This window comes from Pseudomonas sp. App30, from assembly GCF_047947025.1.
Classification (GTDB): Bacteria; Pseudomonadota; Gammaproteobacteria; order Pseudomonadales; family Pseudomonadaceae; genus Aquipseudomonas.
In genome coordinates this window covers 3,762,049-3,777,500 of record NZ_CP133165.1, presented here as the reverse complement: position 1 = coordinate 3,777,500, position 15,452 = coordinate 3,762,049, and the positions used below count along the sequence as shown (strand labels likewise).

Annotated in this window: 14 protein-coding genes; 12 read left to right on the top strand and 2 right to left on the bottom strand. The window is 62.9% G+C overall.

Going from position 1 to position 15,452, the window contains the following annotated elements:
- Positions 1-471: 471 nt before the first annotated feature.
- Together RAM80_RS17645 and RAM80_RS17640 are read right to left on the bottom strand one after the other, a co-directional pair.
- Entirely contained in the window at positions 472-1,692 is a 1,221-nt protein-coding gene (locus RAM80_RS17645; RefSeq protein WP_416421769.1) for a CaiB/BaiF CoA transferase family protein, read from the bottom strand.
- Positions 1,693-1,708: 16 nt separating this feature from the next.
- Positions 1,709-2,890 (bottom strand): acyl-CoA dehydrogenase, encoded by a 1,182-nt coding sequence (locus RAM80_RS17640; protein WP_416421768.1) that lies wholly within the window; start codon positions 2,888-2,890, stop codon positions 1,709-1,711.
- A gap of 154 nt (positions 2,891-3,044) precedes the next feature.
- Here RAM80_RS17640 and RAM80_RS17635 point away from each other — a divergent pair, with 154 nt between their 5' ends.
- The 12 genes from RAM80_RS17635 (at position 3,045) to RAM80_RS17580 (ending at position 15,246) form a co-directional block, all read left to right on the top strand.
- The gene (locus tag RAM80_RS17635; protein ID WP_416421767.1) at positions 3,045-3,971 is read left to right on the top strand and encodes a LysR family transcriptional regulator; all 927 of its coding nucleotides are present in this window, start codon (positions 3,045-3,047) and stop codon (positions 3,969-3,971) included.
- A 404-nt stretch (positions 3,972-4,375) separates the two neighbouring features.
- Positions 4,376-5,497 (top strand): Re/Si-specific NAD(P)(+) transhydrogenase subunit alpha, encoded by a 1,122-nt coding sequence (locus tag RAM80_RS17630; protein ID WP_416421766.1) that lies wholly within the window; start codon positions 4,376-4,378, stop codon positions 5,495-5,497.
- A gap of 11 nt (positions 5,498-5,508) precedes the next feature.
- A complete protein-coding gene (locus RAM80_RS17625) occupies positions 5,509-5,832 on the top strand; it encodes an NAD(P) transhydrogenase subunit alpha (protein WP_008367291.1) in 324 nt (107 codons plus the stop codon).
- 1 nt (position 5,833) lies between these two features.
- Positions 5,834-7,270, top strand: a complete 1,437-nt coding sequence (locus RAM80_RS17620; protein WP_416421765.1) for an NAD(P)(+) transhydrogenase (Re/Si-specific) subunit beta — start codon at positions 5,834-5,836, stop codon at positions 7,268-7,270.
- 180 nt (positions 7,271-7,450) lie between these two features.
- Positions 7,451-8,944, top strand: coding sequence for an acetyl-CoA hydrolase/transferase family protein (locus RAM80_RS17615; protein ID WP_416421764.1), 1,494 nt, complete (start codon positions 7,451-7,453; stop codon positions 8,942-8,944).
- Between the two features lie 322 nt (positions 8,945-9,266).
- On the top strand, positions 9,267-9,482 hold the full coding sequence (locus RAM80_RS17610; protein ID WP_416421763.1) for a DUF1127 domain-containing protein: 216 nt from the start codon (positions 9,267-9,269) through the stop codon (positions 9,480-9,482).
- 398 nt (positions 9,483-9,880) lie between these two features.
- On the top strand, positions 9,881-10,198 hold the full coding sequence (locus RAM80_RS17605; RefSeq protein ID WP_416421762.1) for a DUF2388 domain-containing protein: 318 nt from the start codon (positions 9,881-9,883) through the stop codon (positions 10,196-10,198).
- Positions 10,199-10,228: 30 nt separating this feature from the next.
- The gene (locus tag RAM80_RS17600) at positions 10,229-10,540 is read left to right on the top strand and encodes a DUF2388 domain-containing protein (protein WP_416421761.1); all 312 of its coding nucleotides are present in this window, start codon (positions 10,229-10,231) and stop codon (positions 10,538-10,540) included.
- A 27-nt stretch (positions 10,541-10,567) separates the two neighbouring features.
- Entirely contained in the window at positions 10,568-10,888 is a 321-nt protein-coding gene (locus RAM80_RS17595; protein WP_416421760.1) for a DUF2388 domain-containing protein, read from the top strand.
- Positions 10,885-12,846, top strand: coding sequence for a DUF4105 domain-containing protein (locus tag RAM80_RS17590; protein WP_416421759.1), 1,962 nt, complete (start codon positions 10,885-10,887; stop codon positions 12,844-12,846). Before RAM80_RS17595 ends, RAM80_RS17590 begins: the two co-directional genes overlap by 4 nt.
- A 278-nt stretch (positions 12,847-13,124) precedes the next feature.
- The gene (locus RAM80_RS17585) at positions 13,125-14,432 is read left to right on the top strand and encodes a CitMHS family transporter (RefSeq protein ID WP_416421758.1); all 1,308 of its coding nucleotides are present in this window, start codon (positions 13,125-13,127) and stop codon (positions 14,430-14,432) included.
- 64 nt (positions 14,433-14,496) lie between these two features.
- A complete protein-coding gene (locus RAM80_RS17580) occupies positions 14,497-15,246 on the top strand; it encodes a TerC family protein (protein ID WP_416421757.1) in 750 nt (249 codons plus the stop codon).
- Positions 15,247-15,452 lie beyond the last annotated feature (206 nt).

Genomic DNA, 15,452 nt, shown 5'->3' with positions numbered 1-15,452 from the left:
TCCGTTTCGGTTGCGCCGGAAGTGGGGCGAATTATAGAGAGATCTGCGGGGGCGTCAAGCGTTGTTTTCAACAAATTGTCTTTAAAGTCAAAAGCTTCCCCACGGGCCACCATATGAAGGCCACCAGGTGCATGCCTTGAGGATTTCATGCCTCACGAGATCGAGCGCCGCCCGCGCGGCGCGACCCGGCCTGCGGCGGATGGCCGCCCCGCCGGTGCTACCCGTTTGTTTCGGGCCAATTATGTCAGTGGCATCTCCCGGGGCCGCCTTGGTGGTACCAATGGAGATTTGCAGTGGGCAAACAAGGCGGGCAAGGTGATGGCACTGCCATGACTGGCCCGAAACAGATGTAGGAGCCGGGCTTGCCCGCGATGCGCCGCGCGGGCGGCGCTCGATCTCAAGGGCGCTAGAAAAACAACGACTGGCACCTGGCGGCCGTCCCCCAATCCCCCACCTATATATAGAAGCCCCTCAAACCACCCCATCCCCCCGCAACCGCTCCAACGCCTCCCCACCAATCCCCAACACCCGCCCCAACACCTCCGCCGTATGCTCCCCCAACAGCGGCGGGGCACGCCTGTACTCCACTGGCGTCTCCGACAGCCGAATTGGGGACGCCACCTGTGGGACGATGCCCGCCAAGGCATGGGGCAGCTCCACTGCCAGCCCGCGGGCCTGCACCTGGGGATCGGCGAACACCTGGGCGAGATCATTGATCGGCCCGCAGGGCACGCCTGCCTGCTCCAGCTGGGCCACCCACTGCGCCGTGGTCTTGAACACCGTGGCCTGGCGAATCAGCGGGATCAATTCGGCACGGTTGGCCACCCGCAGCTTGTTGGTCAGGAAACGCGGATCAACAGCCCACTGCGGCTGCCCAGCCACCTCGGCGAACTTGCGGAACTGGCTGTCGTTCCCCACGGTAAGGATGAAATCCCCATCGGCCGTAGGAAAGTCCTGATACGGCACTATATTAGGGTGCGCATTGCCCAGCCGTTTCGGTGCCACGCCGGTGGTGAGGTAGTTCATGGCCTGGTTGGCCAGGCAGGCTACCTGCACGTCCAGCAACGCCATGTCGATGTGCTGGCCGCCGCCATGCTGGTCACGGTGGGCGAGGGCGGCCAGGATGGCGACGGTGGAATAGAGGCCGGTGAGGATGTCGGTCAAGGCCACGCCGACTTTCACCGGCCCGGCGCCTTCATCTCCCTCGGGGCGACCGGTCAGGCTCATCAGCCCGCCCAGCCCCTGAATCATGAAGTCATAGCCCGCGCGCTTGGCGTAGGGGCCGGTCTGGCCGAAGCCGGTGATCGAGCAATAGATAAGCTGCGGGTTCACCGCCTGCAACGAGGCATAGTCCAACCCATAGGCTGCCAGGCCACCCACCTTGAAGTTCTCGATGACGATATCCGACTTCGCTGCCAGCTCGCGCACCAGGCGCTGGCCCTCGGGCTGGGTGAAATCGATGGTCACCGATTGCTTGTTGCGGTTGGCGGACAGGTAGTAGGCAGCCTCGCTGGTGTTCTCGCCTTCTATATCGCGCAGGAAGGGCGGACCCCAGGCGCGCGTGTCGTCGCCGTTGCCTGGGCGCTCGACCTTGATGACCTCGGCCCCCAGGTCGGCGAGGATCTGCCCGGCCCAAGGGCCGGCCAGCACACGCGACAAATCCAGCACCCTAAGATGTGATAGCGCACCCATGGCCCGGCTCCTTCTATTAATAGAACGCCTGGATGCCGGTCTGCGCACGCCCAAGGATCAGTGCATGCACGTCATGGGTGCCCTCATAGGTGTTGACCACCTCGAGGTTGACCAGGTGACGAGCCACGCCGAACTCATCGGAGATGCCGTTGCCGCCCATCATGTCGCGAGCCATCCGGGCGATGTCCAGGGACTTGCCGCAGGAGTTGCGCTTCATGATCGAGGTAATTTCCACCGCCGCCGTGCCTTCGTCCTTCATGCGCCCCAGGCGCAGGCAACCCTGCAGGGCCAGGGTGATCTCGGTCTGCATATCGGCCAGCTTCTTCTGGATCAGCTGGTTGGCCGCCAACGGGCGCCCAAACTGCTGGCGATCCAGGGTGTACTGGCGCGCGGTGTGCCAGCAGAACTCTGCCGCACCCAGCGCACCCCATGAGATACCGTAACGCGCCGAGTTCAGGCAGGTGAACGGGCCCTTGAGGCCGCGCACGTCGGGGAAGATGTTTTCTTCAGGGACGAACACGTTATCCATGACGATCTCGCCGGTGATGGATGCACGCAGGCCGACCTTGCCATGAATGGCAGGGGCGCTGAGGCCCTGCCAGCCCTTTTCCAGCACGAAGCCACGAATATCGCCGGCATCATCCTTGGCCCACACCACAAACACATCGGCGATGGGGCTGTTGGTGATCCACATCTTGCTGCCGGTCAGGCGGTAGCCGCCTTCCACCGAGCGGGCACGGGTGATCATGGCGCCCGGGTCGGAGCCATGGTTGGGCTCGGTCAGGCCGAAGCAGCCGATCCACTCGCCACTGGCCAGCTTGGGCAGGTATTTCTGCTTCTGCGCCTCGGTGCCGAACTCGTTGATCGGCACCATCACCAGCGAGCTCTGGACGCTCATCATCGAGCGGTAGCCGGAGTCCACACGCTCCACCTCACGGGCAATCAGACCGTAGCACACGTAGTTGAGACCGCTGCCGCCGTACTGCTCGGGAATGGTCGCGCCCAGCAGGCCGATCTCGCCCATCTCGCGGAAGATGGCCGGGTCGGTCTTTTCGTGACGAAACGCTTCCAGCACCCGCGGCGCCAATTTGCCCTGGGCGAACTGCTGGGCGCTGTCGCGCACCATGCGTTCTTCTTCGCTGAGCTGCTGGTCGAGCAGCAGCGGATCGATCCAATTGAAGCTGGCCTTGGCGCCCATGAAGTGTCCTCGTCGTAAATGAATAGGAATACCTTGATGCTAGGCGCCGATAGGGCAGGGGACAAACGAGGATTTCGCATAGCCTTGTGCTAATTTCTCACTCCGAGAGGCGATAAAAGCCCAATAAGCGCCTCCACTTGTGAGGTTGCCGTACATGCGCCGCAAAATCCCCAGCACCACCGCGCTCATCTGCTTCGAAGCCGCTGCGCGCCACGAAAGTTTTACCAAGGCTGCCCAGGAGCTTTCCCTCACCCAAGGCGCCGTGTGCCGGCAGATAGGCGGCCTGGAAGCGTTCCTCAATGTCGAACTGTTCCAGCGTTCGCGCCGCGGCGTGAAACTGACCGAGGCCGGCCTGTCCTACAGCCGCCAGGTCGCCACCCAGCTGGACGCCGTGGAACGCGACACGCTGTCGGTGATGGGCCAGCAGGGCAGCAATACCATCGAGCTGGCCGTAGTGCCCACCTTTGGCACCCAGTGGCTGCTGCCCAGGCTCAAGGGCTTCCAGCGCGAGCACCCGGACATCACGGTGAACCTCACCAACCGCACCCGGCCATTCCTGTTTGCCGACACCCCCTTCGACGCCGCCATCTATTTCGGCGACGCCGACTGGCCCGGCACCCAGGCCCACCGGCTGATGGGCGAGAACCCGGTGCCGGTGTGCAGCCCGGCGCTGTTGGCGGGCAGGGCACAGCTTGACGCCCAGGCCATCGCCCAGCTGCCACTGCTGCAACAGACCACGCGCCCCTACGCCTGGCGCCAGTGGTTCAACAGCCTGGGAATGAACGTGAGCCGCGACATGACAGGCCCGCGCTATGAACTATTCTCCATGCTTTCCCAGGCTGCCATGCACGACATGGGTATTGCGCTGATCCCGCCATTCCTGATCCAGCGCGAGCTGGAGGAGGGCAGGCTGGTGGTTGCCAACGCCCACGCGCTGGCTAGCCACAAGGCTTACTACCTGATGATTGCCGAGCGCAAGGTCGAATCCGCCTCGATGAAGGCGTTTCGTGATTGGCTGGTGGCCGAGTCGATTCGCTATGTAGTTGAGCATCAAGGAAAAGGCTCAAAAGTAACTATGTAGTCCATAAACATGGAAACCTACAGATGTAAGGAAATGTCGTTTTTACGAAGACTGGTATGGCTGCCTGTAAAATTTGCTGAACACCCCGTTCTACATGGCCTACAGCCCTTTTTCCGGGTCATTTCGCGCTATTCACCGGAACAATGTAAAAAAATATTAAATCCCTACAGAAAAGCTGGAAAGCCCGAGCCATCGGGGCTCGACCGGGTATGTTGCGGCAATCGGTCACAGGGTGACTTGTAGTGTTTCGTCCGTCACCCTTCATAACTGGTTGAAGGCCTGCAATAACGCCTGCAAAATGCCGCGCCCCGCCGCAATCAGGCGGGATCGTGCTGATCGGCCGCCCCAGATGCGCCATCCGTAGTGCGCTGGTTAACTCAATAAGATCAAGCAGGAGATTTGACGTGCACATTGGTGTTCCTCTCGAAACGCAGACGGGCGAAACACGGGTTGCTGCAACCCCGGAAACCATCAAGAAACTGATTGGCCAAGGCCACAAGGTCACTGTCCAGAGTGGCGCCGGCGTCAATGCCAGCGTGACCGACAGCGCCTATGAAGCCGCCGGCGCAGTCATTGGCAGCGCTGCCGATGCCTTCGGTGCCGAGCTGATCCTGAAGGTGGTTGCCCCCAACGACGCAGAGCTGGCGCAGATCAAGAGCGGCACCGTTCTGGTCGGCATGCTCAACCCGTTCAACAACGAAACCATCGCCAAGATGGCCGAACGCGGCATTACCGCCTTTGCCCTGGAAGCCGCCCCGCGTACTTCCCGCGCGCAGAGCCTGGACGTGCTGAGCTCGCAGGCCAACATCGCCGGCTATAAAGCCGTGCTGCTGGCCGCCCATCACTACCCGCGCTTCATGCCTATGCTGATGACCGCCGCCGGCACCGTGAAGGCTGCCCGCGTGCTGATCCTGGGCGCCGGTGTTGCCGGCCTGCAGGCCATCGCCACGGCCAAGCGCCTGGGTGCGGTGATCGAGGCGTCGGACGTGCGTCCTGCGGTGAAGGAGCAGATCGAGTCGCTGGGCGCCAAGTTCATCGATGTGCCGTACGAGACGGACGAAGAGCGCGAATGCGCCGAAGGCGTCGGCGGTTACGCCCGCCCGATGCCGGCCAGCTGGATGCAGCGCCAGGCCCAGGCCGTGCACGAACGCGCCAAGGCCTCCGACATCGTCATCACCACCGCGCTGATCCCGGGCCGCAAGGCGCCGACCCTGCTGAGCGCCGAAACCGTCGCGCAGATGAAACCAGGCTCGGTGGTCATCGACCTGGCCGCCGCACAAGGCGGCAACTGCCCGCTGACCGTGGCCGACCAGGTAGTGGTCGAGAACGGCGTGATCATCTGTGGCCCCACCAACCTGGCTGCCATGGTCGGTGCCGATGCCTCGGCGCTGTACGCACGCAACCTGCTGGACTTCATGAAGCTGGTGTTCGACAAGGACGGCCAGTTCACGATCAACCTTGAAGACGACATCGTCGCTGCGTGCCTGATGTGCCGCGACGGCCAAGTCATCCGCAAGAACGGCTGAGGACAATAACAATGGAAGACATGCTGATCTCCCACGGCGTCTATAACCTGATCATCTTCGTGCTGGCGATCTACGTCGGCTACCACGTGGTCTGGAACGTCACACCTGCCCTGCACACCCCGCTGATGGCCGTTACCAACGCCATCTCGGCCATCGTCATCGTTGGCGCCATGCTGGCTGCCGCCCTGACCGTGACCCCGCTGGGCAAGATCATGGGCACCCTGGCCGTGGCCCTGGCCGCGGTCAACGTATTCGGTGGCTTCCTGGTGACGCGCCGCATGCTGGAAATGTTCAAGAAGAAGGCGCCGAAAGCGTCCGCCGAGGTGAAAAAGTAACATGAGCATGAACCTCGTCACTCTTCTGTACCTTGTAGCCTCGATCTGCTTCATCCAGGCGCTCAAGGGCCTGTCGCACCCGACCACGTCGCGTCGCGGCAATATGTTCGGCATGCTGGGCATGACCCTGGCCGTGCTGACCACCGTTGGCCTGATCTACAAGCTGGGCGCCGAGCTGGCTACCGGCGGTATCGCCTACGTGATCGTCGGCCTGCTGGTCGGCGGCACCGCCGGTTCGATCATGGCCAAGCGCGTGGAAATGACCAAGATGCCCGAGCTGGTCGCCTTCATGCACAGCATGATCGGCCTGGCCGCGGTGTTCATCGCCATTGCCGCCGTGGTCGAGCCACAGTCGCTGGGCATCGTCCCGGCCCTGGGCGACGCCATCCCTACGGGTAACCGCCTTGAGCTGTTCCTGGGTGCGGCCATCGGTGCCATCACCTTCTCCGGTTCGGTGATCGCCTTCGGCAAGCTGTCGGGCAAGTACAAGTTCCGCCTGTTCCAGGGCGCACCGGTACAGTTCGCCGGTCAGCACAAGCTGAACCTGGTATTGGGCCTGGCTACCCTGGCCCTGGGCCTGACCTTCATGTTCACCGGCAGCTACGGCGCCTTCGCGCTGATGCTGGCCCTGGCGTTCGTGATGGGCGTGCTGATCATCATCCCGATCGGCGGCGCCGACATGCCGGTAGTCGTGTCGATGCTCAACAGCTACTCGGGTTGGGCGGCCGCCGGTATCGGCTTCTCGCTGAACAACTCGATGCTGATCATCGCCGGCTCCCTGGTGGGTTCGTCGGGTGCGATCCTGTCGTACATCATGTGCAAGGCCATGAACCGCTCGTTCTTCAACGTGATCGGCGGCGGCTTCGGCGGCGCGACCGACGTTGGCGGCCCAGCCGGCTCGAAAGAAGCCCGCCCGGTGAAATCCGGTTCGGCTGACGACGCCACCTTCCTGCTGACCAACGCCGACACCGTGATCATCGTCCCGGGCTACGGCCTGGCAGTGGCTCGTGCCCAGCACGCGCTGAAAGAGCTGACCGAGAAGCTGACCCACAACGGCGTGACCGTGAAGTACGCGATCCACCCGGTTGCCGGCCGTATGCCTGGCCACATGAACGTACTGCTGGCCGAGGCCGAAGTGCCGTACGACCAGGTGTTCGAGATGGACGACATCAACTCCGAGTTCGGCCAGGCCGACGTGGTGCTGGTGCTGGGTGCCAACGACGTGGTCAACCCTGCCGCCAAGAACGATCCGAAGTCGCCGATCGCCGGCATGCCGATCCTGGAAGCCTTCAAGGCCAAGACCATCATCGTCAACAAGCGCTCGATGGCCAGCGGCTACGCCGGCCTGGACAACGAACTGTTCTACCTGGACAAGACCATGATGGTGTTCGGTGACGCGAAGAAGGTCATCGAGGACATGGTCAAGGCTGTCGAATGACGGCTTGATCCACGGCAATACCCAAAACCCCGGCGCTGGTTAGGCTGGGGTTTTTTATTTCCGATATACCTTGGTCTTAGAAACGCCCCCGCCGGCCTGGGTTTACGACCTAAGTCGTGGGACGAATTTTTTTCAAATCACTAGACTGCGCAACAGCTCCGCTACCCGAGATAACAAAACATGTACCGTGACCGTATCCGCTTGGACGCCTTGCAGAGCAAGGTGATGAGTGCGGCTGATGCCGCTGCCCTGATCAAGGACGGCATGACCGTCGGCATGAGCGGCTTTACCCGCGCAGGCGAAGCCAAGGCCGTGCCCCATGCACTGGCCGAGCGCGCCAAGCAGACACCGCTGCAGATCACCCTGATGACCGGCGCCAGCCTGGGCAATGACCTGGACAAGCAGCTGACCGAGGCCGGCGTGCTGGCCCGGCGCATGCCGTTCCAGGTCGACAGCACCCTGCGCAAGGCCATCAACGACGGCAAGGTGATGTTCATCGACCAGCACCTGTCCGACACCGTCGAGCAGCTGCGCAACCGCCAGATCAAGCCGGTGGACCTGGCCGTGATCGAGTGCGTAGCTATCACCGAGGAAGGCCATCTGGTGCTCAGCACCTCGGTGGGCAACTCCGCCAGCTTCGCCATCCTGGCGAAGGAAGTGATCGTCGAAATCAACCTGTCGCAGCCCCTGGAGCTCGAAGGCCTGCACGACGTCTACATCCCCAGCTACCGCCCGACGCGCCTGCCTATTCCGGTGCTGAAGGCTGACAGCCGCATCGGCAGCGGCGCGGTGAAGATCGACCCGGCGAAGATCGTCGGCATCGTCATCAGCAACCAGCCCGACTCGCCGTCCACCGTGCTGCCGCCGGACGACGAGACCCAGGCCATCGCCGACCACCTGGTGGACTTCTTCAAGAGCGAAGTGGCCGAAGGGCGCCTGACCAACAGCCTGATGCCGCTGCAAGCGGGCATCGGCACCATCGCCAACGCCGTGATGTGCGGCCTGGTGGACTCGCCGTTCGAGAACCTGACCATGTACTCCGAAGTACTGCAGGACTCGACCTTCGACCTGTTCGACGCCGGCAAGCTGGAATTCGCCTCGGGCAGCTCCATGACCCTGTCGGCCAAGAAGCACGCCGAGGTGTTCAGCGACTTCAACCGCTACAAGTCGCGCCTGGTGCTGCGCCCGCAGGAAATCTCCAACCACCCGGAAGTGATCCGTCGCCTGGGCATCATCGGCATCAACACCGCATTGGAGTTCGACCTGTACGGCAACGTCAACTCCACCCACGTGTGCGGGACCAAAATGATGAACGGCATCGGCGGCTCGGGCGACTTTGCCCGCAACGCCCACCTGGCCATCTTCGTCACCAAGTCGATCGCCAAGGGCGGCGCCATTTCCAGCGTGGTGCCCATGGTCAGCCACGTCGACCACACCGAACATGACGTGGACATCCTCGTCACCGAGGTGGGCCTGGCCGACCTGCGCGGCCTGGCGCCGCGCGAGCGCGCCCGGGCGATCATCGACAACTGCGTGCACCCAAGCTACCGCGCCGCGCTGAACGAGTACTTCGAAGCAGCCTGCGCCCGTGGCGGCCACACCCCGCACATCCTGCGCGACGCCCTGCAATGGCACAGCAACCTGGAAGAAACCGGGCGCATGCTGGCCGTGTGAGGCAACACAGTTGGCAGCTGATGCAAGGCAATAGCGCATCAGTTGCCCAACTGTTCAAAGATACTTTCTAAATCTGTACTGCTGTACCGGTAAAAGTCCCGCCTCAAGCCCCTCCGAAACCTCGAAATTGATCAAAAATGCACCATTCAGGTGCTGACCGATACAGTTGGCCTGATTTTGGGTCAAACAGTCCCCTTAAACAGTTAACTGAACCCTCACAATACAAATGAACTGTGCCTGCATTTCTTGACTGCACAGGAGGATCATAGGCACCAGTAGAAACCAACTAGCCAAGCCCGCCACAAGCGGAAGGATGTCAACCATGGAACGTACACTCAGTTCCGACCTGCTTTTCCAGAACAGCTCCGAAGAAACCCGCACTTCGTTCCCACTGCGCGTTATCAGCAACCTGATGCTGTGGCAGCGCCGCATCGCCAGCCGCCATCAACTGGCCCGTCTGGACGCCCGCCTGCTGGCCGACGCTGGTATCAGCGAAGCACAGCGTTGCGAAGAGCTGAGCAAGCCTTTCTGGCGCTGATGCAACACCCCGCTGGCCCGTTTTTGCCAGCAACCTGAATTCGATCGAAGCCCGTCACTGGCAACAGTGACGGGCTTTGTCGTTTCTATGGCCTGGCTAAATGGTTCGTAGCCGCTGCCGAAGGCTGCGCTGGCCTTCGCATGCACTGAAAATGTTTAGTGTGGGGGAGGGCCAGCGCAGCCTGGCGGCAGCGGCTACAGGTACAGTCAGTGAATCACACAACAACACCAGTACAGTTCAAATTATATGAAACTTCCTGTTTCAGATCTCCACCCACTGAACTAAATCGGCAACAATTGTCTGACATGCGCGTGCACCCGCGACGTAACGCGGCCGGTACAACGTGCGTCTGATGTAAAGTGCTGCACTTTTGCCCTAGTCCGCTCAGGAGATTGACCATGATCCGTTCCCGTCTGCTTGGCGCCTCGCTGCTGCTGGCCCTGTCCTGCGGCGCGCATGCCTCCAGCTTCATCGTCACCACTGATGCCATCGTGGGCGCCACCAAGGCCACCAGCGACGCCACCTCCGACGCCACCGCGTCGCTGCGCGACAAGAAGGTCGTGCTCGAGGCCCGTGACGACGCCGCCAGCTTCGTCGCCAGCCAGGGCGCCGTACGCGGTGCACGCCTGGAATGCGCGTTCGCCTACATCCGCCAGCAGAACCCGGCGCTGCAGGCCACCGACGCGCAACTGGCCCAGGCCATCGTTGCCATCTGATCGAGTGCCAGTCAGGTAGTTTCTAGACTTATGCGTGTTCCGTTTTCCCGTTTCCTTGCTCTTGCATCGCTGATCGCCAGCGCCTGGTCGTGCCAGGCCCTGGCCTTCGACACCACCACCCAGGGCGTGGTCGCCAGCGGCTACATCACCAGCCAGGTGACCACTGCGCCGTTCGACCGCAAACTGGTGCGCGCCGCCCAGGACGACGCCGCGGCCTATGTTGCCACCGACGGCCAACTGGCCGGCGCGCGGCTGGAATCAGCGATCAGTTACCTGCGCCAGCACCACGCTGGCGTTCATGCCAGCGACCTTGAACTGGCGCAGGCAATTCTCGTCCAATAATTACTCCCTGTCCTTGGAGACACCCCCATGCGTACCCCGTTGATTGCCGCCACCCTGGGCCTGCTGTTGCTGGCCGATGTGGCTTCGGCGCACACCCTGCAGCAAACCAGCAACATGATCGTGCGTGCATCCAACCGCACCATCAACTTCACCTCCGACACCACCACCTCGATCCGTGACTCGAAAGTGGTACGCGACGCCCAGGACGACGCCGCCAGCTACGTGGCCAGCAACGGCACCATCCGTGGCGCCCAACTGGAAGCCGCCCTGGTGGCCGTGCGCGCCCAGGTGCCGGAAGCCAAGGACGCCAGCGACCAGGAACTCGCACAGGCCATCCTCGCACTGTGAAGTGCCTCAACGCCTGGCTGCTGACCTGCGCCCTGTTGCTCACTGGCACGGGCGCGCAGGCCGCCTTGCAGTTGCACTTGCAGACCGAAGGGCTGACGGCGCAACAACAGCAGGCCAGCCAGGCGTTGCTTGATGAAGCGATGCGCGACCTGCCGCCCAGCTTCGTGCAGCGGCTGGACCGGCGCATCGACGTCGACTGGTCGGCGCACATGCCCGACAACGCCTACGGGCAGGCCGCGGCAGTTTCCAGCCTCGACCTCAACGTCAAGCTGCTGCCCAGCCTGACGGATGGCACCGCCGCCACCACCCAGACTCACCGCCCCCACGGCACCGTGCGCGAAGAGCTGCTGGCCACCGTGCTGCACGAGCTGACCCACATCTACGACCGCGCCCGCCTGTGGCCCGAGTCCGACCGTATTCTGTTCAACCGCTGCCAGCGCTACAGCGCCAGCCTCGGCCAGGTGGGCCTGCCGGGCGAATGCCGCGGCCAGACCGAGCGCCGCTTCACCCTCAGCGACGACCCGCGCCTGCTGGACCTGGCCGGCTGGCCGCAATCGGTCGGCAAGCGCGGCGAACGCGACGACCCCAACCGCCAGGTCGTGCGCAGCCCCGACATCTATGAAGTCACCAACCCGCTGGAATTCGTGGCGGTGAACATGGAGTACTTCCTGCTGGACCCCGAATACGGCTGCCGCCGCCCGGAGCTGTACGAGTACTACAAGAACCACTTCGGCTGGGCCCCGGCCAACCCCACCCCATGCCAGGCTGCCCTGCCGTTCCTCAACGCCGGCAATGACTTCGGCCGCACGCCCTTGGGCAGCATCGACCCCGAGCGCGTGTACGAGGTGGACTACCTGCTGGCCGAGGCCAACCAGAACTGGGTGAGCCGCTGGGGCCACAGCATGATCCGCCTGGTGATCTGCGCCCCCGGCCGGCCACGCGGCCCGGACTGCCGCCTGGACCTGGACCGCAGCCTGGTGCTGTCGTACCGCGCCTTCGTCAACGACGTGCAGCTGTCCACCTGGAGCGGCCTCACCGGCGGCTACCCGTCGCGACTGTTCGTGCTGCCCCTGGGCCAGGTGATCGACGAATACACCAAGACCGAACTGCGCAGCCTGGCCTCGGTGCCGCTGAAGCTCACCCGCAACGAGATCGAGTCGCTGGTGCGCCACGCCGCCGAGATGCACTGGAGCTACGACGGCAACTATTACTTCGTGTCCAACAACTGCGCGGTGGAAACCCTGAAACTGCTGCGCGCCGGCACCCACAACGCCAAGTTCGACGACCTCGACAGCATCGTGCCCAACGGCCTGCTGCAGGTGATGGAAGCCCGCGGCATCGCCGACACCAGCGTGCTCAAGGACCCGCGCGAAGCCCTGCGCCTGGGCTACCGCTTCGATTCATACCGCGACCGCTACCAGGCGATGTTCGACATCCTCAAGAAGCAGCTGCCCATCCCCCAGGACAAGGTCGAGGACTGGATGGGCCTGGAGCCCAAGCAGCGCGAGCCGTGGTTTGCCAAGGCCGACCTGCGCACCAGCGCCGCCTTGCTGCTGCTGGAGCAGGCCAGCCTGCGCCGGCAACTGCTGCTGGCCCAGGACGAGGTCAAGCAGCGCTACCTGAACGGCCGCGCCGCCAACGACACCAGCCTGGTCAACGCCAACAAGACCCTGCAGGCCATGCTGGCCAACAGCGGCTTCCTCAGCCGCCCGGCGGAATTGCTGGACAGTGGCGGCTACGGCCTGCCGCAGAAGGCCGAGTTCAAGCGCCTGGAATCGGAAAGCGCCCAGCGCCAGAAACAGCTGCAGACCCTGAGCGTGGACCTGGACAAGGAAGTACGCGCGCTGCTCGAACCCACGCGCGCCGCCGAGATCGCCGCCACCGAGGCCAACATCAAGGTGGTGGCCGACCACCTGCGCACCCTGCACAAGGCGGCCGGCGGCCTGATCCTGCCCTGATACCAACCTGGTAGGAGCCGACCTTGGTCGCGATACGGCGCCAACGCTAATCTGGCGTGGCCCCATCGCGACCAAGGTCGGCTCCTACCGGGGTATTTCTTCGAAAGGTTGCCGAAAGCTTCAACCACTAGCATCGCCATCACCACCGGCACAGACCGGCGCTACCAAAAACAACAATGGTGATCCTGATGCCCTGCATGCCTTACCCCCACGCTGTCCGCTCGCCCGTACTCCATCGCCTGCGCGCCTTGCGCTGAAGCTCATCTGGAGTACCCCCCATGCTGACTTTCCTTGGCTTCGCCATGGTCATCACGTTCATGTGCCTGATCATGACCAAACGCCTGTCCGCGCTGATCGCGCTGATCATCATCCCCATCCTGTTCGCCCTGTTCGGCGGCTTCGGGCCCAAGATCGGGCCGATGATGCTCGAAGGCATCACCAAGCTCGCGCCCACCGGCGTGATGCTGATGTTCGCCATCCTGTACTTCGCCCTGATGATCGACTCCGGCCTGTTCGACCCGGCCGTGCGAAAAATCCTCAAGCTGGTCAAAGGTGACCCGCTGAAGGTCTCGGTAGGCACCGCCGTACTCGCGCTGGTGGTGTCGTTGGACGGCGACGGCGCCACCACCTACATGATCTGCGTGGCCGCGATGCTGCCGCTGTACAGCCGCCTGGGCATGAGCCCGCGGATCATGGCGGGGCTGATCATCCTCGCCGGCGGGGTGATGAACATGACCCCCTGGGGCGGCCCCACCGCCCGCGCCGCCAGCGCCTTGCACGTCGACCCGTCGGCGATCTTCGTGCCGATGATCCCGGCCATGCTCGCCGGCGTGCTGGCGATCCTGGCCATCGCCTACGGCTACGGCAAGAAAGAGCGCGCACGCCTGGGTGAGTTGCACCTGCCGGGCGACGAGCCCGACCACGGCGACATCAGCGTGTCACAGTTCCCCGAGGCACGCCGCCCCAAGCTGTTGTGGTTCAACGGCGCCCTGACCCTGGCGCTGATGGCCGCGCTGATCGCCGGCCTGCTGCCGCTGCCGGTGCTGTTCATGATCGCCTTCAGCATCGCCATGATCGTCAACTACCCGTGCCTGCAGATGCAGAAAGAGCGTATCGCCGCCCACAGCGGCAGCGTGCTGGCGGTGGTGGGGCTGATTTTCGCCGCGGGCATTTTCACCGGCATCCTCAGCGGCACCGGCATGGTCGACGCCATGTCCAAGAGCCTGCTGGCAGTGATCCCGGATGCGCTGGGCCCGTACCTGGCAGTAATCACCGCGCTGGTGAGCATGCCGTTCACCTTCTTCATGTCCAACGATGCATTTTATTACGGGGTGTTACCGGTTCTGGCCGAAGCCGCCAGCCATTACGGCATCAGCGCGGTGGACATGGCCAGGGCTTCGATCGTCGGCCAGCCCGTGCATTTGCTGAGCCCGCTGGTACCCTCCACCTACCTGCTGGTCGCTCTGGCAGGCATCGAATTCGGTGACCACCAGCGTTTTACCCTCAAGTGGGCAGTGCTGGTATGCCTGTGCATAATGTTCGCCGCGCTGCTGCTGGGCACGTTCCCGCTGTTCGGCAGCGCCTGACGCTTTATCTACCGAAGGCGCACCGCACTGCACGGTGCGCCTCACAACGCTCGAAGGAAAACACATGGAATGGCTGACCAACCCGGAACTCTGGGTTGCCTTTTTAACCCTGACCGCACTGGAAATCGTGCTGGGCATCGACAACATCATCATGATCTCGATCCTGGTCAGCCGCATGCCCAAGGCCATGCAGCCGCGTACGCGGATCTTCGGCCTGGCACTGGCGATGATCACGCGGATCCTGTTGCTGCTGTCCATCACCTGGGTCATGCGCCTGACCAGCGACCTGTTCACGGTCTTCGGCCAGGGCATTTCCGGCCGTGACCTGATCCTGTTCTTCGGCGGCCTGTTCCTGCTGTGGAAAAGCTCCCAGGAGATCTACCAGGGCATGGAAGGCGAAGAGGAGGAGGGCGACGAGCCGAAAGGCAAGGGCGGCAACTTCCTCTACACCATCATCCAGATCGCCATCATCGACATCGTGTTCTCGCTGGACTCAGTGATCACCGCCGTGGGCATGGTTTCCAACGTGCCGGTGATGGTCGCGGCGATCATCGTCGCGGTGCTGGTGATGATGCTGGCCTCGGGCACCATCAGCAATTTCATCGACAAGCACCCGTCGCTGAAGATGCTGGCGCTGTCCTTCCTGCTGGTGGTGGGCACCGTGCTGATCGCCGAGGCCTTCGACGTGCATGTGCCCAAGGGCTACGTGTATTTCGCCATGGCGTTCTCGCTGGCGGTGGAGGCCATCAACATCAAGATGCGCACCGCGATGGCGAAAAAGAAGAAACTTCGCGAGCAGGACGCAGGTCAATAACAAAGCCTGCTGCACGGAAAGGGGCCTTCAGGGCCCCTTTTTTCGTCTTGTGCCCGGAGGTATAAGGCAAATGTTACAGTTTTGTTTCAGCGGCGCATTTCTTGTGCGATGCTGGCGCTACGGCCCATGGCCGACTACAGCTTAAACAAGCGTCACATAAAAGTTTTTTACTAACACTGACGCTGCCGCACATTCATCTACCCCCG

What these genes read in the sequence shown, in the direction of transcription:
- RAM80_RS17605 (WP_416421762.1), top strand. Translation starts at nt 9,881, where the DNA reads ATGATCCGTTCCCGTCTGCTTGGCGCCTCGCTGCTGCTGGCCCTGTCC.
- RAM80_RS17625 (WP_008367291.1), top strand. Translation starts at nt 5,509, where the DNA reads ATGGAAGACATGCTGATCTCCCACGGCGTCTATAACCTGATCATCTTC.
- RAM80_RS17635 (WP_416421767.1), top strand. Translation starts at nt 3,045, where the DNA reads ATGCGCCGCAAAATCCCCAGCACCACCGCGCTCATCTGCTTCGAAGCC.
- RAM80_RS17585 (WP_416421758.1), top strand. Translation starts at nt 13,125, where the DNA reads ATGCTGACTTTCCTTGGCTTCGCCATGGTCATCACGTTCATGTGCCTG.
- RAM80_RS17610 (WP_416421763.1), top strand. Translation starts at nt 9,267, where the DNA reads ATGGAACGTACACTCAGTTCCGACCTGCTTTTCCAGAACAGCTCCGAA.
- RAM80_RS17600 (WP_416421761.1), top strand. Translation starts at nt 10,229, where the DNA reads ATGCGTGTTCCGTTTTCCCGTTTCCTTGCTCTTGCATCGCTGATCGCC.
- RAM80_RS17645 (WP_416421769.1), bottom strand. Translation starts at nt 1,692, where the DNA reads ATGGGTGCGCTATCACATCTTAGGGTGCTGGATTTGTCGCGTGTGCTG.
- RAM80_RS17620 (WP_416421765.1), top strand. Translation starts at nt 5,834, where the DNA reads ATGAGCATGAACCTCGTCACTCTTCTGTACCTTGTAGCCTCGATCTGC.
- RAM80_RS17615 (WP_416421764.1), top strand. Translation starts at nt 7,451, where the DNA reads ATGTACCGTGACCGTATCCGCTTGGACGCCTTGCAGAGCAAGGTGATG.
- RAM80_RS17640 (WP_416421768.1), bottom strand. Translation starts at nt 2,890, where the DNA reads ATGGGCGCCAAGGCCAGCTTCAATTGGATCGATCCGCTGCTGCTCGAC.
- RAM80_RS17580 (WP_416421757.1), top strand. Translation starts at nt 14,497, where the DNA reads ATGGAATGGCTGACCAACCCGGAACTCTGGGTTGCCTTTTTAACCCTG.
- RAM80_RS17595 (WP_416421760.1), top strand. Translation starts at nt 10,568, where the DNA reads ATGCGTACCCCGTTGATTGCCGCCACCCTGGGCCTGCTGTTGCTGGCC.